Origin of the sequence: Kocuria dechangensis (genome assembly GCF_014636775.1) — a bacterium.
Classification (GTDB): Bacteria; Actinomycetota; Actinomycetes; order Actinomycetales; family Micrococcaceae; genus Kocuria; species Kocuria dechangensis.
The window spans coordinates 152,033-176,586 of record NZ_BMEQ01000007.1 but is presented as its reverse complement, the minus strand read 5'-3'; the positions used below and the strand labels follow the sequence as shown (position 1 = coordinate 176,586).

Below are 24,554 nucleotides of genomic sequence, written 5' to 3'. Positions count from 1 at the left end.
AGGCGCCGTCGGCCTGGAAGTTCGAGCGCGCCGGGCACCGGGTGCGGGAGCTGCTGGAGCCGGCCGATCCACGGGCTCGGCCTCGCGCCGACATCGGCCACGTACCGGAAGCTGGCGCAGGTCGCATTGCTCCCCTCCGTGAGCGAGGCTCTGGCTAGCGAGGAGCGGGCGGATGTCCTGGGACAGGCTGGGCGCGGCGCTCGAGGTGCTGACCAGCCTCTGAGTTTCGAGGGGAGGCGCAGGTCTGCAGTATTGCCACATTTCTGTGATTCCTTGGAGGTCTGCCAGGAGCATGGAATGCGCAGGGTGCTGACTTTTCGTGAATTCTGTTCCAGGGATCAGGGCTTACGCTCTTCGGCGTCCCCGTCTCGCAAAACCCTTTGGGTTCCGAAGCACTCCTATTTCTGTGAGTGGCTTATGGCCTGCTGAAACACCTATAGGGCATTTTCTTCGGCTACTCTCTGGACTGTGAAACGACCCCTAAATGGGGGACGTGTGGAGAGAGGCTTCCCTCGAGGGGTCGGAGATCGAAGGAGCAGTCGTGGAGCTCATCGCACAGACAGTGCCGGCCTGGTTGGTGGTGGTCGCAGGCCTGATCGGTCTCCTCGTGGGCTCCCTTCTGCCCGGCATCGTCGTGCGCCACAGCCCATCCGGGGAGGATGCCAGGTCCGCCCCCTCCGGGCTGCTCCTCGCACTGGTTACGGCAGGTCTCTTCGTGATTGTGTCCATGCATTTCGGACTGTCCTGGCAGTTGCCGGCCTACTTCTTCTTCGCTGCCGTAGCGGTGGTGCTCACGGTCGTCGACGCCCGGCACCGGCTCCTGCCCAATGCAGTGGTGGTGCCGGCTCTCGGCATCGGCACCGTGCTCCTGGCGCTTGCTGCCGCGGGAGAAGCAGACTGGGGCGCTCTGGTACGCGCCCTGTTCGGCGGGCTGGTGCTCTTCGTGGTCTACCTGATCCTGGCGCTGATCTCGCCGGCGGGGCTGGGAATGGGTGACGTGAAGCTCGCCGCCGTTCTGGGGACATTCCTCGGCTTCCAGGGGTGGGGGACGGTCTTCGTCGGAGCGGTGCTGGCGTCCGTCGTCGGGGCCGTGGTGGGACTCGTCGTCCTGGCATCCCGGCGGGGTGGTCTGCGCAGTGATGTGCCGTTCGGACCATCGATGCTGGTGGGAGCCATGGTGGCGGTTCTCTGGGGAGAAGGGCTGGCGCGGAACTACCTGCTGCCGGCGTTCTACTGAGTCTCTTCCAGGTCGGTCCGATGCAGATGAATGCGCTCTGCTGCCTGGTCGCGTGACGGTTTTCGACGTCCCCCGAAGTGCATGCAAAGAAATGCTTGCTGGAATGAGTGTGCGACAGCTAATCTCATTTACAGGTCAGCAGCCCGGTACGGGGAGAGCCGCAAGGCAATACCGACAAAAGCTGACGGACCTTTTCTAATCACTCTCTCGCATTGAATTAGGAGTAATCATGCTGCCTCTCTTCATCACCCTCCAGACCCTCTTCGGCGACGCCAAGGCCCGCCTCTCCGGCGAGGAGAAGGGCGCCACCGCTGTCGAGTACGGCCTGCTCATCGGCCTCGTCTCGATGGTGCTCATCACCGCGATCGTGCTGCTCGGGCCGGCGTTCACCACCATGATGAACAACATCATCGCCCAGCTTCCCTGATCGCAGGATCCAGATCGCGCCGCGGCGTCCCCTGCGGGGGCGCCGCGGCGCGGCACGTTCCGGCTCGAAGGAGGGGACCATGAGCCGTATTCGTTCCGAACGCGGAGCTGTGGCGGTCGAGTTCGCACTCGCCGTTCCGCTTCTACTCACTATTCTTCTGGGCATTGTCGAGATGGGGCTCGCTTTCAATGCACAGATTTCCGTCACCCATGCCGCTCGGGAAGCGGTACGGACCATGGCAGTCCAGGACGATCCCGCCGCTGCTCGGACAACGGCCATTGCAGCAGCGCCCTCGCTCACTCCGGCACTGACCGCCGGCGAGATCGCGGTGACGCCCACAGACTGCACCGCCGGCAACACTGCCACGGTCACGATTCTGCACAACCACGACTTCGTGTCGGGATTCTTCGGCACCGGGGTCACCATTCGAGGAACGGCGGCCATGCGATGCGGCGGATGATCCAGTTGTTGCGGCGCGGAGAGCGCGGGGGGATCTCCGTGATCGTCGCCCTGTCGCTGGTGGTCCTGCTCGGCGCAGCTGCAGTCGCCGTCGACACCGGCGCTCTCTATGCGGAACGAGCTGAACTGCAGAGCGGGAGCGATGCCGCGGCGCTGGCCATCGCGCAGGACTGTGCCATCGGCAGTTGCGGGGATCCGGGCGCGACTGCTCAGACCTTCGCCAACTCGAACGCCAAGGACAGCGCCGCCAATGTCGACGCACCGACATTCCCCACCCCTACATCGGTTCGGGTCCGGGCGACCACCCGGGACAGCGGCGGGACGGGCTCGCTCGCGCTGATGTTCGCCCCTCTGATGGGGATCGACGAGGAGACCGTTTCGGCGACCTCGACGGCGGCCTGGGGAAATCCTGCTGGGGGACCGGCCATGCTGCCGCTCGCCTTTTCCTACTGCGTGTTCGACGGCATGCTCGGCGGCGGCATCCAGGTCATCGAGACCCATGGAGTCGACACCGACGACTGCGTGAGCCCTAGCCCGTCAGGTCAGACTCTGCCAGGAAACTTCTCCTGGTTGAGCACACCGTCGGGTGCCTGTGAAATCTACGTCAACAGCGACTCCACAGTCTCGGGCAGTACTGGAGCCAGCATTCCTGGCGACTGCTCGACGTCCGTTCTCAATGCCTCCTTGGTGGGGGAGACGGTGCTCTTGCCCGTCTACGACGAACTCGGTGGCATTGGCGCAGGTGCTTACTACCACATCCGCGGATGGGCGGCCTTCAAGATCTACGGGTGGCGCTTCCCCCACAATGCGGTGAACAACACCGGCATCACCGGCGTCCCCGACAGCTCCTGCACCGGCAGCTGCAACGGCATCATCGGCGAGTTCGTCGAATTCACCACCCTGGACGACGGCTTCACCGTCGGCGGGCCCGATCTGGGCGCGACCGTCGTCGCCCTGACCGAGTAGAAGGATCATCCCGTGAAAGTTCGTGTTCTTGCCGCCGTGATGGCCGTGGTCCTCGCAGTGGTCGGTGCCCTGCTCGTGGCCGGTTACGTTTCCGCCGCCGACGAGCGTGCACTCCAGGGCCTCGAGACGAAGGAGGTCTACGTGGTGGCCACCGAGGTGCCGGCTGAGACCCCTGTGTCCGACCTCGAGGAGCATCTCACCAAGGAGCAGCTTCCGATGAAGGCCGTTTCCGGCGACGCCGTGAACGACCTGTCCGAGTTCAAGGACCGCGTCACGGCGGTCACTTTGAAGCCAGGAGAGCAGGTGCTGGCCAGCCGGCTCGTCGACCTGCAATCCCTCCAGGAGCCCGGGACCGTGGCTCTGCCCAAGGGCTTCCACGAGGTCACTGTCCAGCTCAGTGCGGATCGTGTTGTGGGTGGCCAGGTGAAGGCCGGCGACACCGTGGGAGTGTTCGCCTCCTTCGACGAAGGCCCTGACGGCAAAAAGGCTACTGAACTCGTCTACCACGAGGTGCTTGTCACCAGTGTTCAAGGTGCTCCCACAGCGACGGCGGAGGAACCGGAGGGCAAAGCTCCGGCTGCGGACGCACCTGTCGTCCCCGAGGGCGCGCTGCTGGCAACTCTCGCCCTCAACGCCGCCGAGGCCGAAAAGGTCGTCTTTGCGGCCGAGTTCGGCACCATCTGGCTGTCCAACGAACCGGAAGACGTCGAGAAGAACGACTCCGGCGTCACCATGGAGGACTTTTTCAAATGAGCAGATTCCTTCTCGTCACCTCTGACACGAACTTCGAACAGCGCATCCAGTCCGCCATCGCGGGGCGCATTCCTGGTTCCGTCCAGACCGTCTACAACACCCAGCTCCCAGAGACTCCTGGCGAACTCCTGCAACGAGTGGTCACCGAGCTGCCTCAGGTGCTGTTGCTCGGTCCTGGCGTCCACCCGAACGACGCCCTTCGACTGGCCTCGGTGTTCGACGTCCAGCACCCGGAGATCAGTGTGATCCTCGTGGCCGAAGCGAACCCGGATTTGGCGCTGGCCGCCATGCGAGCCGGTATCCGCGATCTCCTGGAACCTCAGGCGGACACCGACCTCATGCGCGTCATGCTCGAGCGGGCCTGCCATGCCGCGGAGAGCCGGCGCCGGGGGTTCGTGCCGGAAGAACCCATTTCCTCCCGCCCCAGCGGCCGCGTCATAGCGGTGACCTCGCCCAAGGGCGGTGTCGGCAAGACGACGATCGCCGCCAACCTCGCCATCGGGCTCGGTCGGATGGCCCCCATGTCCACGGTGATCGTGGACCTGGACGTTCAGTTCGGCGACGTGGCTTCGGTGCTGAACCTCGTGCCGGAGCACACGCTCTCCGATGCTGTGACGGGTGCTGCGGCGCAGGACACGATGGTGCTCAAAGCATTTCTCAGCGTCCACTCCGCCTCGATCTATGCCCTGTGCACGCCGTTGTCGCCCGCCGAGGCTGACCGCATCACCGCGGACCAGATCAGCCACATGCTGGAGCAGCTGGCCAGCGAGTTCGCGTTCGTCGTGATCGACACCGCCCCCGGGCTCGGGGAGCACACGCTCGCCGCGCTGGAAGCAGCGACCGACGTAGTTTTCCTCTCCGGCATGGACGTCCCGGGCGTCCGGGGCTTGCGGAAAGAGCTCGACGTCCTGAGCGAGCTGCAGATGCTCCCCGGGTGCCGGCACGTGGTGGTCAACATGGCGGACCGCGTCAGCGGACTCTCCGTCCAGGACGTGGAGGCGACCATTCGTACCCCAGTGGACGTGGTGGTGCCCCGTTCCAAGGCCGTGCCCTACTCGACGAACAAAGGTGAGCCCCTGTTGCAGGAGAAATCGCGGGACAAGGCCGCAAAGGCACTCAACGGCCTGGTGGCACGATTCGATCCGTCCAGGACCCTGGAGCCGCGCACGGCCGTTCACCGGCGGGCGGTGCTCCAGTGAAGCTCTCCGACCGCCTCAATGTTGCCCGCGGTGTCGAAGCACCGCCAAAGCCCGAGCCCGTCACCGAGTCGGTCTCTACAGGCGCGGAGAATATGGCGTTCGCGTCCGTGCCCGCCCCTGCGTCCGCACCGGCCGCGCCGCAGGCCGACGCCCTCGCCGCGCTGAAGCAGCGTGTGGGGGAGGCGTTGTTCGAACGGATCGGCAGCAGGCTCAGCGATGCCGGCCTGACGGAGTCGACCTTGCAGTCGTATGCCCGTGAGGAGCTCGCCCAGATCGTGGACGCCGAGCAGGTGCCCCTGACGACCGAGGAGCGGCAACGGCTTGTCCGGCAGATCAGCGACGACGTCCTGGGGTACGGGCCCCTGCAACAGTTCCTCGACGACGAGAGCGTCACGGAGATCATGGTCAACGGACCCGAGCAGATCTTCATCGAGCAGAAGGGACGGGTGCACCTCAGCAACGCCCAGTTCAAGTCCGAGGAGGACCTGCGCCGGGTGATCGAGAAGATCGTCTCGAAGGTGGGGCGCCGCATCGACGAGTCCTCGCCCCTGGTGGACGCGCGCCTCGAAGACGGGTCCCGTGTTAACGCGGTGATTCCGCCTCTGGCGGTGAACGGATCGTCGCTCACCATCCGAAAGTTCGCCGCGGATCCGCTGAAGGTCGCCGATCTCGTCCGGTTCGGCTCCATGAGCCCCGAGATGGCCGAGCTGCTCAACGCCTGCGTCAAGGCACACCTGAACATCCTCATCTCAGGAGGAACAGGTACGGGCAAGACCACGCTGCTGAACGTGATGTCCTCGTTCATCCCGCACGACGAGCGGATCATCACGATCGAGGACGCCGTCGAGCTGCAGTTGCAGCAGGAGCACGTGGTCCGGCTCGAGAGCCGGCCGGCCAACATCGAGGGCAAGGGGGAGATCGGCATCCGCGATCTCGTCAAGAACTCGCTCCGTATGCGGCCCGACCGCATCGTGGTCGGCGAGTGCCGTGGTGGTGAGGCCCTGGACATGCTCCAGGCCATGAACACGGGCCACGACGGTTCTCTGTCGACCATCCACGCCAACTCCCCGCGCGACGTCATCGCCCGTCTGGAGACACTCGTGTTGATGGCGGGCATGGATCTTCCGCTGCGTGCCGTGCGCGAGCAGATCGCCTCGGCCATCGATGTGGTGGTGCAGCTGACCCGTCTCCGCGACGGAACACGCCGCATCACGCACATCACCGAGGTGCAGGGAATGGAAGGAGAGATCGTGACCCTCCAGGACGCGTTCGTCTTCGACTACAGCGCCGGCGTGGACGCCAGCGGTCGATTCCTCGGAAAGGCCGTCTCGACCGGCGTCCGGCCGAGATTCATCGACCGCTTCGAGGAACTGGGGATCCACGTGGATCCCAGGGTGTTCGAGACGTCGATCCCCACGGGACGGTCCCGCTGATGCTGCCCTTCGGAATCCTGCTTCTGCTCGGAGCCCTTCTGCTCCTGATGTTCGTGACTTTCCGGTCTTCCACGCCGCGGCTTCCCGTCGACAGGCGCCGACTGCCTCGGAGTGACGATGCTCCACCGTCGGTGCTGAGCCGGGTCACGGGAATCACCACTCATGCGATCACGGACACCCTCAACCGGTACGGGTGGACGCGATCGATCGCGGACACGCTGGACCGTGCGGGGGTCCGGGCCGCGCCTGCGGATTTTCTCGTCCTGGTCGCGGGCGCCGCAGTCATTGCTTCGCTCTTCGGGGTTCTTCTCGGCGGACCGCTGCTTGGCGCGGTCATGCTGTTGCTGGCACCCCTCGGGGCCAAGATTTTCCTGACGATCAAGCTGGGTGCACGGCAGAGGGCCTTCGCTGACCAGCTCGACGACACCCTGCAGCTGTTGGCAGGCAGTCTCCGGGCGGGTCACAGTCTGCTTCGTGCCATCGACGCCGTCTCCAAGGAGGCGCAGGCTCCCACCACGGATGAGCTGGCTCGGGTCGTGAACCAGAACCGACTCGGTCGAGATCTCAACGACGCGCTTGAGCAGACCGCGCAGCGGATGGACAACCAGGACTTCAGCTGGGTCGCGCAGGCCATCGGCATCCACCGCGAGGTGGGTGGCGACCTGGCTGAGGTTCTGGATCAGGTGGGCCAGACGATTCGTGAGCGAAATCAGATCCGACGACAGGTCAAGGCGCTCAGTGCGGAGGGCAAGATGTCCGCGTACATTCTCATGGCCCTGCCGTTCATCGTGCCCACCGTCATCACCATCATGAATCCTCCGTTCATCGAGCCGTTCTTCGACAGCATCTACGGCTATGGGCTGCTCATTCTCGGACTGCTCATGCTGACCGCCGGCGGACTGTGGATGCGCAAGATCGTCAGCTTCAAGTTCTGATGCCCGACCACTTCCGAATTTGACCCAGGAGAACTGTCTTGTCGCCCCTCACTCTTGCCAGCGGCGCCCTCGCCGCCGCACTGGTCCTCGCCATGTGGGCAGTGCTGACCACCGCCGGATCCTCGACCCGTCAGATCCGCGACAACCTGGGCCGAGGCCTGACCGCGGACGTCGTCGTGGAGAACGGCCGTGGAGGTTCCGGACTGGGCTTTGCCCGGCGCCTGACCACCCCCAAGGGCGTGGCGCGTCTCGACCGGCTGCACTCGCTCGCGGGTCGTCCCGCCGCGTGGCCGCTTTCCCGGCTTCTTGCACTCAAGCCCCTCCTGGCAGGGGCAGGTCTCCTCTTCGGGCTGTTCCTCCTCAGTGTGAGCCCTGGCGGGCGGATGCTGGCACTTGTCATCGTCCTCACCGGGGTGGCGTACTTCGTTCCGGACCTCTTGCTCTACAGCCGAGGAATCGAACGGCAGAAGGCCATCGGACTGGAGCTGCCCGACACCCTCGACCAGATGATGATCGCCGTCGAGGCCGGCCTGGGTTTCGAATCAGCCATGTCGCGAGCCGGGGAGAACGGCAAGGGTCCTCTGGCCGAGGAAATCCTCCGGACGCTCCAGGACATGCGCGTGGGGATGCCTCGCAAGGAGGCCTACCTGGCCCTGGAGGAGCGCACCAATGTTCCGGATCTGCGAGCCTTCACCCGATCGGTCATCCAGGCGGACGTCTACGGCATTTCCATCAGTACCGTGCTGCGAACCCAGGCCAACGAGATGCGCCTCAAGCGGCGGATGCGAGCCGAGGAACAAGCGATGAAGATCCCTGTCAAGATCGTCATGCCCCTCATGCTGCTCATCCTGCCCGTGCTCCTCATCGCCATCATGGGTCCTGTGGTTCTGGGAGCCATGGAACTTTTCTGATCAGCGCGGAGGCATGAGCCTTGTTCGTCCCTGACGGCGAAAGGCTCACGACAAGCGGGGCCAAGGACATCCATCGGAGCCACTGCCGCAGGACTCAGGCACTGAAATCTTGCTGTGGCCAGATGCTCTCCAAGTGAAACGAGGACCATGGTCCTGGGACAACGCCGCGCGAGCGTAAGGTCTTCTCGAAGCCTCCGGCACCATCCCCGTGCCCCGGGCGCTCGGCACGACCCCTCCAGGAGAACCACCATGACCACCCCCATGCCCTCGTCACGGCGCCCCGGGACCGCCTGATGGGTAAGCTCTACTTCCGCCACGGCGCCATGAACTCGGGCAAGTCCACCATCCTGATCCAGGCCGCGCACAACTACGAGGAGCGCGACCAGAAGGTGCTCGTCGCCAAGCCGGCGATCGACTCCAAGGGCGCGGACACCGTCGTCTCGCGGCTGGGGGAGTCCCGGAAGGTCGACCTCCTGCTGGACGCCGGCGATCCCGCCCGCGACCTCTTCCGGGCAGCCGTCGAGGAGCACGGCCCGGTGCACTGCCTCCTGGTGGACGAGGCCCAGTTCCTGACCCCGGCCCAGGTCGACGACCTGCTGCGGATCGCCGTGCTCGACGGCGTCCCGGTGCTCGCCTACGGACTGCGCACCGACTTCCGCACCGAGGTCTTCCCCGGCTCCGCGCGGCTGCTCAGCATCGCCCACACGGTGGAGGAGCTGCGCACGATCTGCCGCTGCGGCTCCAAGGCGATGTTCAACGCCCGGCTGATCGACGGGGAGTTCGTCTTCGAGGGGGACCAGGTCGCGATCGACGGCGTGGAGGTCACCTACGAGTCGATGTGCGCCGCCTGCTACCTGGAGCACTCCGGCGGCCGGCTGAACTGAGCCGAGCCCGGCACTCAGCGGAGCCCGTCGTGCGGGAGAGACCCCGGATATGCAGAAGGCCCCGGACCGATCGGTCCGGGGCCTTCTGCTGTTGGTCGGGATGACAGGATTTGAACCTGCGACCTCGTCGTCCCGAACGACGCGCGCTACCAAGCTGCGCCACATCCCGTGAAGCATCCGGCGTCCTGCCGGAAACAACTGCTCCATCATAGCCATCCCCCTGCGCGGGTGCGAAATCGGATCCTCGCGGGCGTGTTGGAGTCGGTGGCACGTCCCCAAAAACATGGACAAAAGTTATTGACCGACCAGTAACCTGCCTGTGAGCATATGCAAATCCTTGTCATCGGCACGATGACTGTGAAACGCGTCACGGCCGGACACCCCGGCCGTCGCTCACCAGGAGGTCCCATGTCCGCTCGCAAGCCCAGCCGCTGGATCACGTCGGCAGCACTCGCCGGCGCCCTGACGCTCACCGCGTCGAGCGCGGTCGCCGCCCCCACGCGCGACAGCAGCAACAACAACACCACCTTCAAGATCACCCAGGCCGTCACCGAGGAGAAGCTGCTCTCCCACCTGACGGCGCTCCAGGGGATCGCGGACTCCAACGACGGCACCCGTGCCTCGGGCACTCCCGGCTACCAGGCCAGCGTCGACTACGTGGTCGGCAAGCTGCAGGCCGCCGGCTACACCCCGGAGGTCCAGGAGTTCAGCTTCCCGTTCTTCCAGGAGGTCGTCCCCACCACCGTCACGGCGGACGGCACGACCCTGGCCACCGAGGACGTCGCGATCATGTCCTACTCCGGCTCCGGCAACGTCGCGGCCCCGGTCCAGGCCGTGGACACCACCGGTGCCCGCGTGGTCAGCACCAGCGGCTGCGAGGCGGAGGACTTCGCCGGCTTCACGGCGGGCAGCGTGGCCCTCCTGCAGCGCGGCACCTGCTCCTTCGCGCAGAAGGCCGCGAACGCCGAGGCCGCCGGTGCGTCGGCCGTGCTGATCTTCAACACGGGCCTGGACGGCAGCGAGGGCGTCGTCAACGGCACCCTGGGCGAGCCCGGCGTCACCACCCTGCCGGTGGTCGGGCTGAGCTACCGGGCCGGCGTCGAACTGCTGGACGCGCAGGAGGTGTCCGTGACCGCGGAGACCGTCTCCGAGACCCGCACGACCTACAACGTCCTCGCCGAGACCGGCACGGGCGACCCCGCGAACACCGTCATGGTGGGCGCCCACCTCGACGGCGCGCCGGAGGGCCCGGGGATCAACGACAACGGCACCGGCTCCGCGGGCATCCTCGCCATCGCGGAGGCCATGGCCAAGACGAAGACCGAGAACAACGTGCGCTTCGCCTGGTGGGGCGCGGAGGAGCTCGGCCTGCTGGGCGCCGAGCACTACGTCTACGACCTCGCGGAGAACGACCCCGCCGCGCTCGAGGACATCGCGCTGTACCTCAACTTCGACATGATCGGCTCCCCGAACTACGGCCGCTTCGTCTACGACGGCGACGGCTCGGCCTTCGGCCCGGACGTCTCCGCGGAGGCGCCGGAGGGCTCCGGGGCGATCGAGGCGGCGTTCCACGAGTACTTCGGCTCCGTGGGCCTGGCCTCGGGCGAGACCGAATTCAGCGGCCGCAGCGACTACGGGCCGTTCATCGAGGTCGGCATCCCGGCCGGCGGTCTCTTCACCGGCGCCGAGGGCGTGAAGACCGAGGAGCAGGCGGCGCTGTTCGGCGGCGAGGCCGGCCAGGCCTACGACTCCTGCTACCACACGGCCTGCGACAGCATCGGCAACGTCAGCGTCCAGGGCCTGGGCGAGATGTCCGACGCGGCGGCCGCCGTCGTCCTGCGCTACGCGATGTCCACCCACGACGTCAACGGCGAGGGCGAGCCCTACCGGCAGAAGGGCAAGGGCGTCACGGGCCATCCCAAGGGCAAGGACCGCGGCCACGGCCCGCACGAGCACCGGGCCGAGCAGGCGACCGCCTGACCGGCAGCGGCACCACGGAACGGCCCCGCCGGGGCGCGCACGCGCCCCGGCGGGGCCGTTCCCTTTCCCAAAAGGTGCCGAATCATTGATCCCGCGGCGGTGAGCTGGAACCCTGTGCGTATCGCCTGGTCAGAGCCAGAAGCACCAGAGCGGGAAACAGCAGGGCTGGAAACACCAATCGACCACGGTCGAGCCCCCGATCGGCCCCTGCCCCGGGAGGACCCGTGTCCCAGCACCAGCACCACCGCCAACAGCGGCACCACCATCAGCGCCGCCTGACCGCCGTCGCCGCGCTGGCCGGCGCCCTGACGCTCACCGTGCCCAGCGCGGTGGCCGCGCCCGTCACGAGCCCGGCAGCAGGCCCCGCACCGGCCGCCGCCGACGCCGCGGCGATCACCGAGGCGGTCTCCGCCGAGCGGGTGATGTCCCACCTTGAGGTCTTCCAGGGCATCGCGACGGCCAACCAGGGCAACCGGGCCTCGGGCACCCCCGGCTACCGGGCCAGTGCCGACTACGTGGTCGGCCGGCTGCGCGCCGCCGGCTACGCCCCGCGGGTCCAGAAGTTCACGTTCCCGTACTTCCAGGAGGCCGCCCCCACGAAGGTCGTGGTCCCGGGCCCGGAGGGCGCTCCCAGGACGCTGACCCCTGCTGAGGCCCTGATCATGGAGTACTCCGGCTCCGGCAGCGTGACCGCGCCGGTGCAGGCGGTGGACACGACCGGGTCGCGGGAACCCAGCACCAGCGGGTGCGAGGCGGAGGACTTCGCCGGCTTCACGGCGGGCAGCGTGGCCCTCCTGCAGCGCGGCACCTGCCCCTTCGCGCAGAAGGTCGACAACGCCGAGGCGGCCGGCGCGTCCGCGGTCCTGATCTTCAACTCCGGCACGGAGGGCAACGAGGGCGTCGTCAACGGCAGCCTCGTCACCCCGGAGGCGACGACGCTGCCGGTGGTGGGCCTCAGCTACGCCGCGGGCACCGCGCTGCTGGCCGGCGGCACGGTGACCGTCACCACGCAGGTGATCTCCGAGAACCGCGAGACCTACAACGTGATCGCCGAGACCGCCTCGGGCGACGCCGGGAACACCGTGGTGGTCGGCGCCCACCTCGACAGCGTGCTGGAGGGCCCGGGGATCAACGACAACGGCTCCGGCTCGGCCGGCATCCTGACCATCGCCGAGGCCATGGCCGGGACGACGACCGCGAACAAGGTGCGGTTCACCTGGTGGGGCGCCGAGGAGTCGGGCCTGCTCGGCTCCAAGCACTACGTCGCGGACCTGAAGACCACCAGCCCCGCCGCGCTGGAGGACGTCGCGCTGTACCTGAACTTCGACATGATCGGCTCCCCGAACTACGGCCGCTTCGTCTACGACGGCGACCACTCCGCGTTCGCCCCCGTCAAGGTCCCGGCGACCCCGGCGACCCCCACGACCCCGGGGACCCCCGAGACCACCGTGACGGCCCCGGCCGGCTCGGGCGCGATCGAGGCCGCCTTCCACCAGTACTTCGGCTCCGTGGGGCTGGCCTCGGGCGAGACCCAGTTCAGCGGCCGCAGCGACTACGGCCCGTTCATCGCGGAGGGCATCCCCGCCGGCGGCCTCTTCACGGGCGCCGAGGGCCGCAAGACCGTGGAGCAGGCCGCGCTGTTCGGCGGGCGGGCCGGCATCCCCTACGACCTCTGCTACCACCAGGCGTGCGACGACATCAGCAACGTCAACAGCCAGGGCCTGGACGAGATGGCCGACGCGGCCGCCGCCGTCGTCGTGCGCTTCGCGACGTCCACGCACGACGTCAACGGGAAGGGCGAGCCCGCAGCACCGCAGGACCCGGGAGCGACGGGTCAGCCGGGCGGCCAGGACCAGGGACAGGGCCTGGACCACCACGCCGGGGACCAGCCCCAGGGCTGAGGACGGGACCGTCGCCCTCCGGGGGACTTCCGAGGCGGGAACCGGCGACGACGACGTCCCTGCGCGTCACAATGGGAGATCATGACCGGTCGACCCCGCCGTTCCCTCCTCCTCGCCGCCGCGCTGCTGCTCGGTGCGGGCCCCGCCGCGGCCACGGGGCTCCCTGCGGCCGGCGCCGCCGCGGCGCCGGCCGAGGCCCCCGTGCCGTCCCCGCGGGAGTGGGTCCAGTACCGGCTGACCCCCGAGAAGAACCCCGTGATCGCCACCGACGGCTCGGTCGACCCGACCGAGGACGGCTTCGCCCTGCCGGACGAGGTCCGCTCCACCCCCGTGGTGCTCGGCGACCGGCTGTACGCGGGCACCCGCGGCACCCTGCACGCCTTCGACCTCGCCACCGGCGAGCAGCTGTGGCGGGCGGAGGCCCCCCACCGGATCCACTCCGAGATGATCGTCTCGGGCGGCACCGTCTGGGTGGGCTACGGGGACCGGGGCGAGGAGCGGCAGGACGGCCGCCGCGGTGACGGCCCCGGCGGGGTGCTGGCGCTGGACGCCGCGACCGGTGAGCAGCAGTGGCAGTACGAGGTGGACGGGCACGTCATGCCGACGCCCGTCCTGCACGACGGGCGGATCCACGCCGCCGCGGGCGACCGCCGCCTGCACGTGATCGACGCGGCGACGGGGGAGGGGATCGAGCAGGTCCACGTCGGCTCGCTCATGAGCAAGGCCGCCCCCGCCGCCGCCGACGGCGTGCTCTACACCGCCGGGCTGCGCCCCGAGCCGAAGCTCGTCGCCTACGACATGGAGGCGCGCGCCATGGCGTGGGAGACGCCGCTGCCGCAGGCCGACTCCGGGCTCGACGACGTGCCGCCCGCCGTGTCCGGGGGAGTGGTGGTCACGACCTCGCACCGGGACGTCGTCCCGGCCGAGCGCCTCGAGCACTGGGCGCACGGTGTCGACGCCGCCACGGGCGAACCCCTCTGGGAGGTGCTGCTCGGGGACGGGCCGTTCGTGGCCGACAGCAAGGCGGGAGCCCCGGTGGTCGCCGACGGCGTCGTCCACGTGGGCAGCCCCACCACGCAGCGGCTCCACGCGCTGGACCTGCGCACCGGCGAGGAGCTGTGGTCCACCGACTCCGGGCCCGTCAAGGCGGCGCCCGCCGTCGTCGACGGCACGGTGGTCTACACGACCACCACGGGGGAGCTGGGCGCTCTCGAGGCCGGGACCGGGCGGCCGCTGGGCGCCCAGCAGGTCTCGCAGCAGCCGCTCGCCCCGGCCGGTCCCGTGGTCGTCGACAACGCCGTCCTGGCCGGCGGGCACGACGGCCGGGTGCACGTGGTGCCCCTGGCCGCACTCACGAACGGGAGCGCCCGGAGCCTGCTGAGCCTCGTCATCGGCGGCGCCCTGGTCGTCGCCGTCATCGCCGCCGCGGTGATCGGCACGGCCGTGTGGCAGTCCGTCCGCCACGACTGAGCGCGGGTGCCACGACCGGTGCCGGGGACATCTGAGCGCAGGGTGTTGACGGGTCCTGGACCACGTGCTTGCCTGTGCGAACACGGTCGCCGGCCCGGCGGCGGCGCACCGGTCACGGCCCTCCCGGCCTCCGACCCCGAGGAAGACATGGTCCGCAGCAGGCACAGTCCCTGGTGGCGGTCCGCCGCGCTCGCGGCGGCGCTCTCGATCGCCGTCACCGCCGGCACAGCGCTTCCCGCCCACGCGCAGCTCGACGACGCCACGCGCCGGATCACGGAGGCCGTCTCCGCCGACCGGCTGCGGGCCCACCTGCAGGCGTTCGACGACATCGCGAAGGCCCACGACGGCAACCGTGCCTCCGGCACGAGCGGCTACCGGGCGAGCGTCGACCACGTGGTGGGCGCGCTGCGAGAGGCCGGCTACGACCCGCGGCTCCAGACGTTCCGCGTGCCGTACTTCGAGGTGGTCGCCCCGGCGACGGTCGCGACCGTCGCCGGCGACGGCGCGCGCACCCGCCTGCCCTCCCGGGAGGTCGCGGTGCTGGCCTACTCCGTCTCCGGCGAGGTGACCGGCCGGCTGCAGGCCGTGGACACGGACGGCTCCCCCGGGGACAGCACCAGCGGCTGCGAGTCGGGGGACTTCGAGGACTTCGACCCGGGCAGCGTCGCCCTCGTCCAGCAGGGCGAGTGCTCCTCGGCGCGGAAGGCCGCCAACGCGGAGGCGGCCGGCGCCTCCGCCGTGCTCGTCTTCGGCTCCGGGGAGCGGCGCCACGACCGGCCCGTCAGGGGCTCCCTGGAGGAACCGGGCGCCGTCACCGTGCCGGTGATCGGGCTGAGCCACCAGGCCGGGGTCGAGCTGCTGGACGCGCAGGAGGTGTCCGTGACCGCCGAGACCGTCTCCGAGATGCGCGAGACCTACAACGTGATCGCCGAGACGGCCGCGGGCGACCCCGGGAACACCGTGCTGCTCGGCGCCCACCTCGACGGCGACCCGGAGAGCCCCGGGATCAACGACAATGGCTCCGGCTCCGCGGCCGTCCTCGCGGTCGCGGAGGTGCTGGCGGACACGGAGGTCGAGAACACCGTCCGGTTCGCCTGGTGGGGCGGCGAGGAGATCGACCTCCTGGGATCCCGCCACTACGTCGCGGATCTCGCCGCCGGCGACCCGGCCGCGCTCGAGAGCGTCGCGGCGTACCTGAACCTCGACATGATCGGGTCGGCGAATCCCGGCCGCTTCGTCTACGACGGCGACGGCTCCCGATACGGGGACCACGACTCCCTCGATGCCCCGGCCGGGTCCGGCGCGATCGAGGAAGCCTTCCACGAGTACTTCGACGCCGTGGGCCTGACGTCGGGAGAGACCGAGCTCGACGGGGAGAGCGACTACGTCGCGTTCCTCCAGGCCGGCATCCCGGTCGGGGGTCTGTACACGGGCGCCGACGAGACGATGAGCGGCCGGGAGGCGAGGCGCTTCGACGGCCGGGCCGGCGAGCCCTACGACCCGTGCTACCACCGGGCCTGCGACGACATCACCAACATCGACCTCCAGGGCCTCGAGGAGATGAGCGACGCCGCGGCCGCCGTGGTCCTGCGCTACGCGGCGTCCGCCGACGGCGGCGTGGACCCGGCTCCGCCCTTCGCCGGGCCCGGGGCCGACGGCCCGCTGGCGGCCCTCCTGGGCGTTCTCGCGGTGGGGGCGGTGGGTCTCACGACCCTGCTGGTGGTGCGGCGGAGAAGGCGCGGCCCGGCCGGCTGACAGCCGGGCCCGGTGGCCGCGCCACGATGGATCAGCAGGCTGATCAGTGCGATGCTGGACGGCATGACCCGCACCGGTTCCCCTCGGGGCGTCCTCTTCGACGTCGACGGCACCCTCATCGACTCCAGCTACCTGCACACCGTCGCCTGGTGGCACGCCTTCAACCAGAAGGGCTGGGACGTCCCCATGGCCCGGATCCACCGGCTCATCGGCATGGGCTCCGAGCAGCTGATCGACGAGTTGCTGCCCGCCGACCGGGACCGGGACCAGGACGAGTCCATCGGCGACGCCCACGGCTCGCTGTTCTCCGTCCACTGGGCCGGGCTCAAGCCCACCCGGGGCGCCGCGGAGCTGGTGCGCCGGTGCGCCGACGCCGGCCTGGTCGTGGTCCTGGCGTCGTCGTCGAACGCGACGGAGGTGGCGGCCATGCGTCAGGCGCTCGGCACGGACGACGTCCTCACCGCCGTCACCACCGCCACGGACGCCGAGCGCAGCAAGCCCGCCCCGGACATCTTCGCCGCGGCCCTCGAGGCCGGCGGGCTGCGCGCTGAGGACGCGATCGTCGTGGGCGACGCCCGGTGGGACGTCGTCTCCGCCCGCGAGCTCGGCCTCGACACCGTCGGCCTCACCAGCGGAGGGATCAGCGAGGGCGAGCTGCGGGAGGCCGGCGCCGTGGCCGTGTACGCCGACCCGCAGGCGCTGCTCGACGACTTCGACCACAGCCCGCTCGCCCGGCTCCTCGCCGGCGACTGACCCCCAGGAGAGCCCTGTGCCCACCGACGCCCCACGCCCCCTCCTCGTCTTCGACGTCAACGAGACGCTGTCCGACATGCGCCCCCTGCGGGGCGTCTTCGAGGAGCTCGGCGTGCCCGGGCTGCTCGCCGAGACGTGGTTCGCGGCGGTGCTCCGGGAGGGCTTCGCGCTCGCCGTCAACGGCGAGGCCCGGCCGTTCGCCGAGCTGGGGCGGGAGACGGCCCGCGGGCTGTTCGCCCTCCACCGGCCGGACGGGGACGTCGACGCGGCCGTGCAGCGCGTCCTCGACGGGGTGCAGGCGCTGCCGGTCCACGCCGACGTCCCGCCCGGCATCGAGGCGCTCGTCGCGGCCGGCTACCGGCTCACGGCCCTGACCAACGGCTCCGCGGCCACGGCGGAGGGCCTGCTCGAGCGCGGGGGAGTGGGGCAGCACTTCGAGCACGTGCTCTCCGTGGAGAACGCGCCGTGCTGGAAGCCGTCCTCGGAGGCGTACTCGTGGGCCGGCGGCGTCTGGGACGTGCCCCTCGAGCGGACGGTCATGGTCGCCGTGCACCCGTGGGACCTCCACGGCGCGGCCCGGGCGGGGATGCGCACCGCGTGGATCGACCGCCACGGCGCACCCTGGCCCGTGTACGCGCGCACCCCCGACCTCCGCGTGTCGGGGGTGCCGCAGCTGCTGGACCGTCTGACCGGCGGCGCGCCCGGGCTCAGAGACTGACGACCATCTTGCCGGTGTTCGCCCCGGCGAGCAGGTCGATGAAGGCCTGCGGGGCGTTCTCGAGGCCTTCGCGCACGGTCTCGTCCCAGCTGATCTCGCCTGCGGCCAGCCAGCCGGCCATCTTCTCCCGGAACTCGGGGGCCATGCCCTGGTGGGCGCCCACGAGGAAGCCCTGCAGGGACAGCAGCTTGCCGATGGCCAGCGCGAGGTTCCGGGGCGCGGCCGGGGGCTCAGTGGCGTTGTACTGCGAGATCGCCCCGCACAGGCAGACGCGGCCACGGGTGTTGAGGGTCGCGATGGCGGCCTCGAGGTGCTCGCCGCCCACGTTGTCGAAGTAGACGTCGATGCCCTCCGGAGCCGTCTGCCGCAGCTGCTCCAGCACCGGGCCGTCGTGGTAGTCGAAGGCCGCGTCGAAGCCGAGCTCCCGCAGGCGGGCGACCTTCGCGGGCGACCCGGCGCTGCCGACGACCCGCGCGGCGCCGCTGAGCCGGGCGATCTGGCCCACCATGGAGCCGACGGCCCCCGCGGCTCCCGAGACGAACACCGTGTCCCCGGGCTGGAACCGGGCGGCGGCCATGAGCCCGGCGTAGGCGGTGAGGCCGGGCATCCCCAGCACGCCCAGGTACGCGGACTTCGGCGCCAGGGCGGGGTCCACGGCGGAGACGGCGCCGGCGTCGAGCACCGCGTGCTCACGCCAGCCGGCGCCGTGCAGGACCGTGGTCCCGACCGGCACCTCGGGGCTCTCCGACGCGACGACCTCGCCCACGGCCCCGCCGTCGAGCGGGGCGTCCAGCTGGAACGGGGGGACGTAGGAGCGGACGTCGTTCATCCGGCCGCGCATGTAGGGGTCCACGGACATGACGCGGTTGGCCACCACGACCTGTCCGGCGCCGGGGCGGGGCAGGTCGACCTCCTCGAGCCGGAAGTTCTCGGCGGTGGGGGCCCCGCTCGGGCGGGAGGCGAGGACGATCTGTCGGCTGCGGGTGGGCTGGGTCATCTGTTCTCCAGGTCTGTCGAAGGGGCGAGGGGGACGGGGATCAGTCATCCACGACGCTGAGGGTGACCTCGATGTTGCCGCGGGTGGCGTTCGAGTACGGGCACACCTGGTGCGCCTTCTCGACCAGGTCCTGCGCCGCGTCCTGGTCCAGCCCCGGGACCACGACCTCCAGGGTGACCTCCAGGGCGAATCCGCCCTGGCCGTTGCCGCCGATGCCCACGCGGGCCCCCACGCTGGAGTCGCCGAGCTTGACCTTCTCCTGGCGGGCGACGGCCTGCATCGCGGAGTGGAAGCACGCGGCGTAGCCCGCGGCGAACAGCTGCTCGGGGTTGGCGCCGTCGCCGGAGCCGCCCATCTCCTTCGGGACGGCCAGGGCGAGGTCGACCCGCCCGTCGGTGGTGCGGGCGCGGCCGTTGCGGCCGGCGCCGGTGGCGAGCGCTTCTGCGGTGTAGACGGTCTCCATGGGTTTACTCCTCGTTGTCGTTGTCGTTGTTGTCGTTCTTGGCGCTGGTGGCGTCCTCGGGGGCGCCGATCCTCCGTGCGAGGCGGCGGAGGGTGGCCATCTCCTCGACCGTGAGCCCGGAGGCCTCCAGGACGCGGCGCTGGACCTCGGGGGCGCGCTCGCGCAGCCGCGAGCCGGCGTCCGTGAGGTGGACGGTGACCCGCCGCTCGTCCGCCGGGTCCCGGTGCCGCTCGAGCAGGCCGCAGCCCTCCATGCGCTTGAGCAGGGGGGAGAGCGTGCCGCTGTCCAGGCGCAGGCGCGCGCCCAGGGCGGAGACGGTCTGCCCGTCCTCCTCCCAGAGGGCCAGCAGGGCCAGGTACTGCGGATAGGTCAGCCCCAGCTCCGCCAGGGGCGCGCGGTAGGCCGCGGTGGTGGCCCGGGAGGCCGCGTACAGGGCGAAGCACAGCTGTGCGTCGAGCCGGAGGTCTGCGTCCATGCCCGTACTATTGCACGCAATTCAATTGTGCACAACTGGAAGAGAGGCCCCCGAGCGCCGGGTCAGCGGGTCGCCGCCTCCAGGAACTCGAGCACGTGGCGGTAGTCGTGGCCGGTGGCCTCCGTCATGCCCTGCTCGCACGTCCGGTTCAGGGACGCGTAGGCCTCGAAGCGGCGCTCGTCGACCTCCCGCGCCTCGGCGGCCGTGGCGGACGCCGTGAATTCCGGGTGCAGCATGCCGCGGTCCCCGGCGTAGGCGCAGCAGCCCCAGGCCTTGGGCACCACCACGTCGTCGCTGATGGCCCGGGCGATCGCCTCGAAGGCGCCGGTGACGCCCAGGTGCACGCTCGAGCACGTGGGGTGCAGCGCCATCGACCCGATCGGCCGGCTCACGGTCAGCCGCCCCAGCAGCCGGTCGGCCGCGAACTCCACCGAGTCCTGGAACCGCAGCGCGTGGTACTCGCTGGAGGCCGCCGCCAGCTCGGCCATCGTCTCCAGCCCCTCGGTGCAGGACGCGGCGTCGCAGACCACGGGCAGCTCGCCCTGCCGGGACGCCACCCACAGGGCCGCCAGCGTCCGCTCGGACATCGTGGCGTACCCGGTGGGCAGGCCCTTGGACTTCCACGGCGTCCCGCAGCAGAGGTTCCCGATGCCCTCCGGGACGGTGACGTGCACCCCCGCCCGGTCGCACAGCGCCAGGAACGCCTGGGACGCGGTCAGGCCCTCGCCGTCCGGGGTGCCGAACATGGAGTTGATGCAGGCCGGGAAGAACACGGCCTCGGCCTGCTCGTCCCGCCGGCGCGGGCGCGCGGGCCCGCCGGCGGGCAGCTCGTCCTTGTACTGCGGCACGTGCTCCGCGCCGAGGACGGCGCGGGCCGCGGTGGTCGCGGCCCTCGGCAGCGCCGGGGGCAGCCTGTCCGCGACCGTCAGGCCCAGGCCCGCGCCCGTCGTCGTCGCTCCCCACGCCCTCGCCGCGACGCCCCACCCGGCGTCCGCGACCCGGCTGTGGTTCTCGGCCCGCAGTCGGCGCACGAGGTCCCCGGTGTTGATGAGCACCGGGCACGCCGTCACGCACATCCCGTCCACCGCGCACGTCTGCAGGCCCTCGTAGTCGTACTCGGCGCGCAGCCGGGCCGCCAGCTCCGCGTCCCCGCGCTCCTCGGCCGCCACGATCTCCCGGCGTCCCACGATCCGCTGCCGCGGGGTGAGGGTGAGGTCCTTGGAGGGGCACACCGGCTCGCAGTAGCCGCACTCCACGCACCGGTCCACCTCCTCCTCGACCGTGGGCGCGGTCTTGAGGTCCCGCACGTAGACCGTGGGGTCCTCGTTGAGGATCACACCCGGGTTGAGCAGCGCGCCCGGGTCGACGAGCCGCTTGAGCCGGACCATGACGTCGTAGAGCTCGTCCCCGTACTGCCGCCGCACGAACGGCGCCATGTTCCGGCCGGTGCCGTGCTCGGCCTTGAGCGAGCCGCGGTGGTCCAGGACCAGGGCGACCATGTCCTCGGTGAAGCGCTCGTAGCGGGCCAGCAGGTCCGGGCGGTCGAACTGCTCGTTGAGCATGAAGTGGACGTTGCCGTCCTTGGCGTGGCCGAAGATCACCGAGTCCCGGTAGCCGTGGGCGTCGAAGAGCCCCGTGAGCTGCTCGCAGGTCTCGCCCAGCTCCGGCACGGGGACCACGACGTCCTCCAGCAGCGCGTTGGACCCGCTCGGCCGGTTGCCCGCCACGGTGGTGTACAGGCCCTTGCGCACCGTCCACAGCGCGGCCCGGGATGCGGGGTCGTCGGTCAGGGCGGCCGGCGCCGCGAGGTCCAGGGTGCGGAAGAGGGCGGCCGCGGCGGCGGAGAGCTCCCGCTCCTCCTCGGCGGTGCCGGCCTGGTACTCCACGAGCAGCGCCGCGTGGTCGTGGACGTCCACGTCCATGATCTGCGCCGGGGCCAGGCCCGTGCGCTGGGAGACCTTCAGGGACGTGGCGTCCAGCAGCTCCACCGTGGCCGAGCGGGCCGCCACCAGCGCCGGGACCGTCCTGGTGGCCGCGGCCAGGTCCGGGAACACGAGCAGGCCCGTCGAGACGAACGGCAGGATCTCCACGGTGCGGAAGACCGCCTGCGCCACGAAGCCCAAGGTCCCCTCGCTGCCGATCATCAGGTGCTCCAGGATCCGCACCGGCTCGTCGTGGTCCAGGAAGGAGTTCAGGCCGTAGCCCATGGTGTTCTTCATCGAGAACTGCTGCTCGATCGTGCGCACTGACGCGGGGTCGTCGCGCACCCGGTCGCGCAGCCGCAGCAGGCCCTCGTGCAGCTCCGGCTCCAGCTCCCGCAGCCGCCGGTCGGCGTCGGGCGCCGCGGTGTCCACGGTGGTCCCGGAGGGCAGGACGAACACCATGGACTCCAGTGTCCGGTACGTGTTCGCCTCGGTCCCGCACGCCATGCCCGAGGAGTTGTTGGCCACCACGCCGCCGATCGTGCACGCCGACTCGCTGGCCGGGTCCGGGCCCAGCTTGTGCCCGTAGGGGGCCAGGCGGGCGTTGACCTGGCGGACCGTCGCCCCCGGCTGGACCCGCACCCGGCGGCCGCCGTCCAGTACCTCGACGTCCCGGAAGTTCCGGCGGACGTCCACGAGCACCTGGTCGGTGACCCCCTGCCCGGACAGCGAGGTGCCGCCCGAGCGGAACGTCAGGCCCAGCCCGTGCCGGGAGACGGCGCGGAAGAGGTTGCCCATGTCCGCGGCCGAGCGCGGGCGCACCACGGCCTCGGGCTGCAGCAGGTAGTGCGAGGCGTCGTGGGCCAGCGCCCGGTGCTCGAGCTCCGAGTCGACCACGGACCCCGGACCGCACCAGGTCCGCAGGTCCTCGACGAGGGCGTCGTGCGCGGGACGGTGGCCGGGGTGCTGGGCAGCTGAAGTCATGGGTCCTCCGCGGTGGGCGCCGACCGGATGTGGCGCGCGTCACCGCCTATGGTAAGACCACAGGGGTGCGTGACGCGAGACGCGTGCGGGGATTGTGGCCCGCCGCGATCTGGGGGATGCTCGGGCCACGGGCCCCGACCACCCGGAGGGCCCGCCCCGACGGAGGAGACGACCATGGACCCCATCTGCCCGTCCTGCGGCGGGCCGCTGCGGCAGATCCCCGAGGACCAGTGGCCCGAGGGCGGCCCCGTGCCCGAGGGGACCGTTGAGATGTACCTGTGCGACAAGACCAACCACCGGGTCATCGTGGCGGTCCCCGAGATCAGCGGATGACCGGACCCGGCCTGCCCGCGGCGCCCGCGGTGCGCCGGGTCGTCGTCGTGCACGGCTACGACGCCGCGCCGGACAGCCACTGGTTCCCCTGGCTGCGCGAGCGCCTCGCCGCCGAGGGCGTCCGGACGGTGCTCGCGGAGCTGCCCGAGCCGTCACGGCCGGAGGCGGGGGCGTGGTCGGAGGCGGTGGCGCGGGCCGTCGGCGAGGTGGACGAGCACACCCACCTGGTGGGCCACAGCCTGGGCTGCATCACCCTGCTGCGCCACCTGGCCGGCCTGCCGCAGCCCTGGACCCTCGGCGGGATCGTGCTCGTGGCGGGGTTCACCGGCCGGCTGGAGTCGGAGCCGGTCCTCGACGAGTTCCTCGCCGAGGACGTGGACCTCACCGCGGTGCGGGCCGGCGCGCTCCGCCGCCTGGTGCTGCGCTCCGACGACGACCCCACCGTGCCCGCCGCGGCCACCGAGGAGCTCGCGCGGCGCCTCGGTGCGCCGCTGCGGGTCGTCCCCGGCGCCGGGCACTTCTGCGCCGCGGACGGGGTGACCCGCCTGCCCGCGGTGCTGGAGGCCCTCGTTCCGCGCGGCGGCGCCTGAGGCCCTCCGGGCCCGGCAGCACGGTCCGCTCGCGCGGGGAGGTCCGGCGCTGGCGCGGGGGAGGGCCGCGGAGGGGCGCTCAGTCGGTGAGCGTCAGCAGCACGGCCTCGGGCGGGCAGAACAGCCGGATCGGCGCGAAGCGGGAGGTGCCCAGTCCCGCCGAGATGTTCACCGGGACGCCCTGCTGGGAGATCAGCCCCTTGCACCGCTCGGGCTCGAGGTCGCAGTTGCTCACCAGGGCCCGGCCGCCCGGCAGGCACACCTGACCGCCGTGGGTGTGGCCCGCGAGCACCAGCTGCGCGCCGTCCTCGGCGAACCGGTCCAGCGTCCGCAGGTAGGGGGCGTGCGCCACCCCGAGCCGCAGGTCCGCGCTCGCCGGGTCGAGGAAGCCGGGGTGCCGGTCGTAGCCCAGGTGCGGGTCGTCCACGCCGGACAGGGCGAGCTCCAGCCCGGCGACCCGCACGCGGGCCGCGCGGTTGATCAGGGGCGTCCAGCCCGCGGCGTCGAAGGCGTCGTGCATGTCCTGGGTGGGCAGGAGGGGCGCCTCGTCCCGCCCCTCGCGGGAGGTGTCCCGCCACAGGTAGCGGAAGGGGTTCTTCGGCCGCGGCGCGAAGTAGCAGTTGGAACCGGGCACGTAGGCGCCGGGGAAGCGGAACAGCGGCCGGAGGGTCTCCAGCAGCCAGGGCAGCGCGTCCGGGTGGGAGAGGTTGTCCCCGGTGTCCACCACCAGGTCCGGCTCGAGCTCGGCGAGGGAGCGCACGAACTCCTGGACCTTCCGCTGGCCCGGCCACACGTGCAGGTCCGAGATGTGCAGGATCCGCAGGGGGCGGCTGCCCGGGGGCAGCAGGCGCAGGCGCTCCGTCCGCAGCCGGTAGCGGCGGCGCTCGACGACGACGCCCCACGCCCCGAGGCCCGCCGCCGCCGCGGCGCCGGTCCCGGTCACGGCGGCGGCCGCCCGCAGGAGGCGGGCGGCCGCGTCGTCGTGCTCGTGGTGCTTCACGGGAGCCCG

At 70.7% G+C, this 24,554-nt stretch carries 23 protein-coding genes and 1 tRNA gene; 18 read left to right on the top strand and 6 right to left on the bottom strand.

What is annotated here, in order from left to right; translation table 11 throughout:
* Positions 1 to 541: 541 nt before the first annotated feature.
* From IEW07_RS09130 to IEW07_RS09085, 10 genes are all read left to right on the top strand, one after another.
* Positions 542 to 1,237, top strand: coding sequence for a prepilin peptidase (locus tag IEW07_RS09130; RefSeq protein ID WP_188536429.1), 696 nt, complete (start codon positions 542 to 544; stop codon positions 1,235 to 1,237).
* Positions 1,238 to 1,466: 229 nt separating this feature from the next.
* Positions 1,467 to 1,664: a Flp family type IVb pilin gene (locus IEW07_RS09125; RefSeq protein WP_188536427.1), complete on the top strand. Its 198-nt coding sequence runs from the start codon at positions 1,467 to 1,469 to the stop codon at positions 1,662 to 1,664.
* Positions 1,665 to 1,743: 79 nt separating this feature from the next.
* Positions 1,744 to 2,124, top strand: coding sequence for a TadE/TadG family type IV pilus assembly protein (locus IEW07_RS09120; protein WP_188536425.1), 381 nt, complete (start codon positions 1,744 to 1,746; stop codon positions 2,122 to 2,124).
* Positions 2,121 to 3,089, top strand: coding sequence for a pilus assembly protein TadG-related protein (locus tag IEW07_RS09115; RefSeq protein ID WP_229741698.1), 969 nt, complete (start codon positions 2,121 to 2,123; stop codon positions 3,087 to 3,089). The genes IEW07_RS09120 and IEW07_RS09115 overlap by 4 nt, the downstream gene beginning before the upstream one ends.
* Positions 3,090 to 3,101: 12 nt before the next feature.
* The gene (gene cpaB, locus IEW07_RS09110) at positions 3,102 to 3,842 is read left to right on the top strand and encodes a Flp pilus assembly protein CpaB (RefSeq protein ID WP_188536421.1); all 741 of its coding nucleotides are present in this window, start codon (positions 3,102 to 3,104) and stop codon (positions 3,840 to 3,842) included.
* Positions 3,839 to 5,041, top strand: coding sequence for a CpaE/TadZ family protein (locus IEW07_RS09105; protein WP_188536419.1), 1,203 nt, complete (start codon positions 3,839 to 3,841; stop codon positions 5,039 to 5,041). The genes cpaB and IEW07_RS09105 overlap by 4 nt, the downstream gene beginning before the upstream one ends.
* Before the next feature lie 92 nt (positions 5,042 to 5,133).
* Positions 5,134 to 6,474 (top strand): TadA family conjugal transfer-associated ATPase, encoded by a 1,341-nt coding sequence (locus IEW07_RS09100; protein WP_229741697.1) that lies wholly within the window; start codon positions 5,134 to 5,136, stop codon positions 6,472 to 6,474.
* Positions 6,474 to 7,409, top strand: coding sequence for a type II secretion system F family protein (locus IEW07_RS09095; protein ID WP_188536415.1), 936 nt, complete (start codon positions 6,474 to 6,476; stop codon positions 7,407 to 7,409). The genes IEW07_RS09100 and IEW07_RS09095 overlap by 1 nt, the downstream gene beginning before the upstream one ends.
* A 38-nt stretch (positions 7,410 to 7,447) precedes the next feature.
* On the top strand, positions 7,448 to 8,320 hold the full coding sequence (locus IEW07_RS09090) for a type II secretion system F family protein (protein ID WP_229741696.1): 873 nt from the start codon (positions 7,448 to 7,450) through the stop codon (positions 8,318 to 8,320).
* Between the two features lie 293 nt (positions 8,321 to 8,613).
* Entirely contained in the window at positions 8,614 to 9,204 is a 591-nt protein-coding gene (locus IEW07_RS09085; protein WP_188536413.1) for a thymidine kinase, read from the top strand.
* A 92-nt stretch (positions 9,205 to 9,296) separates the two neighbouring features.
* Here the strand turns inward: IEW07_RS09085 and IEW07_RS09080 are convergent.
* Positions 9,297 to 9,373, bottom strand: a tRNA-Pro gene (locus tag IEW07_RS09080).
* A gap of 239 nt (positions 9,374 to 9,612) precedes the next feature.
* Between IEW07_RS09080 and IEW07_RS09075 the strand changes: the two genes are divergently transcribed.
* The 6 genes from IEW07_RS09075 (at position 9,613) to IEW07_RS09050 (ending at position 17,781) form a co-directional block, all read left to right on the top strand.
* Positions 9,613 to 11,184: a M28 family metallopeptidase gene (locus IEW07_RS09075; protein WP_188536411.1), complete on the top strand. Its 1,572-nt coding sequence runs from the start codon at positions 9,613 to 9,615 to the stop codon at positions 11,182 to 11,184.
* A 224-nt stretch (positions 11,185 to 11,408) separates the two neighbouring features.
* Complete coding sequence (locus tag IEW07_RS09070; RefSeq protein ID WP_229741694.1) at positions 11,409 to 13,085, top strand: M28 family peptidase; 1,677 nt, start codon at positions 11,409 to 11,411, stop codon at positions 13,083 to 13,085.
* An 81-nt stretch (positions 13,086 to 13,166) separates the two neighbouring features.
* Positions 13,167 to 14,555, top strand: a complete 1,389-nt coding sequence (locus IEW07_RS09065) for an outer membrane protein assembly factor BamB family protein (protein WP_188536409.1) — start codon at positions 13,167 to 13,169, stop codon at positions 14,553 to 14,555.
* A gap of 147 nt (positions 14,556 to 14,702) precedes the next feature.
* The gene (locus IEW07_RS09060; RefSeq protein ID WP_188536407.1) at positions 14,703 to 16,310 is read left to right on the top strand and encodes a M28 family peptidase; all 1,608 of its coding nucleotides are present in this window, start codon (positions 14,703 to 14,705) and stop codon (positions 16,308 to 16,310) included.
* A 63-nt stretch (positions 16,311 to 16,373) separates the two neighbouring features.
* Positions 16,374 to 17,063: an HAD family hydrolase gene (locus IEW07_RS09055; protein WP_229741692.1), complete on the top strand. Its 690-nt coding sequence runs from the start codon at positions 16,374 to 16,376 to the stop codon at positions 17,061 to 17,063.
* Positions 17,064 to 17,079: 16 nt separating this feature from the next.
* Positions 17,080 to 17,781 (top strand): haloacid dehalogenase type II, encoded by a 702-nt coding sequence (locus IEW07_RS09050; protein ID WP_229741691.1) that lies wholly within the window; start codon positions 17,080 to 17,082, stop codon positions 17,779 to 17,781.
* Here the strand turns inward: IEW07_RS09050 and IEW07_RS09045 are convergent.
* The 4 genes from IEW07_RS09045 to IEW07_RS09030 form a co-directional block, all read right to left on the bottom strand.
* The gene (locus IEW07_RS09045; RefSeq protein ID WP_188536405.1) at positions 17,771 to 18,778 is read right to left on the bottom strand and encodes an NADP-dependent oxidoreductase; all 1,008 of its coding nucleotides are present in this window, start codon (positions 18,776 to 18,778) and stop codon (positions 17,771 to 17,773) included. The two genes, IEW07_RS09050 and IEW07_RS09045, sit on opposite strands and share 11 nt — an antisense overlap.
* 40 nt (positions 18,779 to 18,818) lie before the next feature.
* The gene (locus tag IEW07_RS09040; protein WP_188536403.1) at positions 18,819 to 19,241 is read right to left on the bottom strand and encodes an organic hydroperoxide resistance protein; all 423 of its coding nucleotides are present in this window, start codon (positions 19,239 to 19,241) and stop codon (positions 18,819 to 18,821) included.
* A 4-nt stretch (positions 19,242 to 19,245) separates the two neighbouring features.
* Positions 19,246 to 19,716, bottom strand: a complete 471-nt coding sequence (locus tag IEW07_RS09035) for a MarR family winged helix-turn-helix transcriptional regulator (protein WP_188536401.1) — start codon at positions 19,714 to 19,716, stop codon at positions 19,246 to 19,248.
* A gap of 62 nt (positions 19,717 to 19,778) precedes the next feature.
* Complete coding sequence (locus tag IEW07_RS09030; protein ID WP_188536399.1) at positions 19,779 to 22,622, bottom strand: FAD-binding and (Fe-S)-binding domain-containing protein; 2,844 nt, start codon at positions 22,620 to 22,622, stop codon at positions 19,779 to 19,781.
* 174 nt (positions 22,623 to 22,796) lie between these two features.
* Here IEW07_RS09030 and IEW07_RS09025 point away from each other — a divergent pair, with 174 nt between their 5' ends.
* Both IEW07_RS09025 and IEW07_RS09020 read left to right on the top strand, forming a co-directional pair.
* A complete protein-coding gene (locus IEW07_RS09025) occupies positions 22,797 to 22,955 on the top strand; it encodes a hypothetical protein (RefSeq protein ID WP_188536397.1) in 159 nt (52 codons plus the stop codon).
* Positions 22,952 to 23,545 (top strand): RBBP9/YdeN family alpha/beta hydrolase, encoded by a 594-nt coding sequence (locus IEW07_RS09020; protein WP_188536395.1) that lies wholly within the window; start codon positions 22,952 to 22,954, stop codon positions 23,543 to 23,545. The genes IEW07_RS09025 and IEW07_RS09020 overlap by 4 nt, the downstream gene beginning before the upstream one ends.
* Positions 23,546 to 23,624: 79 nt before the next feature.
* Here the strand turns inward: IEW07_RS09020 and IEW07_RS09015 are convergent, their stop codons facing one another.
* Complete coding sequence (locus IEW07_RS09015) at positions 23,625 to 24,545, bottom strand: metallophosphoesterase (protein ID WP_229741689.1); 921 nt, start codon at positions 24,543 to 24,545, stop codon at positions 23,625 to 23,627.
* Between the last annotated feature and the right edge of the window lie 9 nt (positions 24,546 to 24,554).

Excerpts from the sequence above, each read along its gene's own strand:
- IEW07_RS09035 (WP_188536401.1), bottom strand. The coding sequence starts at position 19,716 with ATGGACGCAGACCTCCGGCTCGACGCACAGCTGTGCTTCGCCCTGTAC.
- IEW07_RS09040 (WP_188536403.1), bottom strand. The coding sequence starts at position 19,241 with ATGGAGACCGTCTACACCGCAGAAGCGCTCGCCACCGGCGCCGGCCGC.
- IEW07_RS09105 (WP_188536419.1), top strand. The coding sequence starts at position 3,839 with ATGAGCAGATTCCTTCTCGTCACCTCTGACACGAACTTCGAACAGCGC.
- IEW07_RS09065 (WP_188536409.1), top strand. The coding sequence starts at position 13,167 with ATGACCGGTCGACCCCGCCGTTCCCTCCTCCTCGCCGCCGCGCTGCTG.
- IEW07_RS09120 (WP_188536425.1), top strand. The coding sequence starts at position 1,744 with ATGAGCCGTATTCGTTCCGAACGCGGAGCTGTGGCGGTCGAGTTCGCA.
- IEW07_RS09125 (WP_188536427.1), top strand. The coding sequence starts at position 1,467 with ATGCTGCCTCTCTTCATCACCCTCCAGACCCTCTTCGGCGACGCCAAG.
- IEW07_RS09115 (WP_229741698.1), top strand. The coding sequence starts at position 2,121 with ATGATCCAGTTGTTGCGGCGCGGAGAGCGCGGGGGGATCTCCGTGATC.
- IEW07_RS09085 (WP_188536413.1), top strand. The coding sequence starts at position 8,614 with ATGGGTAAGCTCTACTTCCGCCACGGCGCCATGAACTCGGGCAAGTCC.
- IEW07_RS09030 (WP_188536399.1), bottom strand. The coding sequence starts at position 22,622 with ATGACTTCAGCTGCCCAGCACCCCGGCCACCGTCCCGCGCACGACGCC.
- IEW07_RS09075 (WP_188536411.1), top strand. The coding sequence starts at position 9,613 with ATGTCCGCTCGCAAGCCCAGCCGCTGGATCACGTCGGCAGCACTCGCC.
- IEW07_RS09055 (WP_229741692.1), top strand. The coding sequence starts at position 16,374 with ATGACCCGCACCGGTTCCCCTCGGGGCGTCCTCTTCGACGTCGACGGC.
- IEW07_RS09025 (WP_188536397.1), top strand. The coding sequence starts at position 22,797 with ATGGACCCCATCTGCCCGTCCTGCGGCGGGCCGCTGCGGCAGATCCCC.
- IEW07_RS09100 (WP_229741697.1), top strand. The coding sequence starts at position 5,134 with ATGGCGTTCGCGTCCGTGCCCGCCCCTGCGTCCGCACCGGCCGCGCCG.
- IEW07_RS09020 (WP_188536395.1), top strand. The coding sequence starts at position 22,952 with ATGACCGGACCCGGCCTGCCCGCGGCGCCCGCGGTGCGCCGGGTCGTC.
- IEW07_RS09045 (WP_188536405.1), bottom strand. The coding sequence starts at position 18,778 with ATGACCCAGCCCACCCGCAGCCGACAGATCGTCCTCGCCTCCCGCCCG.
- IEW07_RS09095 (WP_188536415.1), top strand. The coding sequence starts at position 6,474 with ATGCTGCCCTTCGGAATCCTGCTTCTGCTCGGAGCCCTTCTGCTCCTG.
- IEW07_RS09060 (WP_188536407.1), top strand. The coding sequence starts at position 14,703 with ATGGTCCGCAGCAGGCACAGTCCCTGGTGGCGGTCCGCCGCGCTCGCG.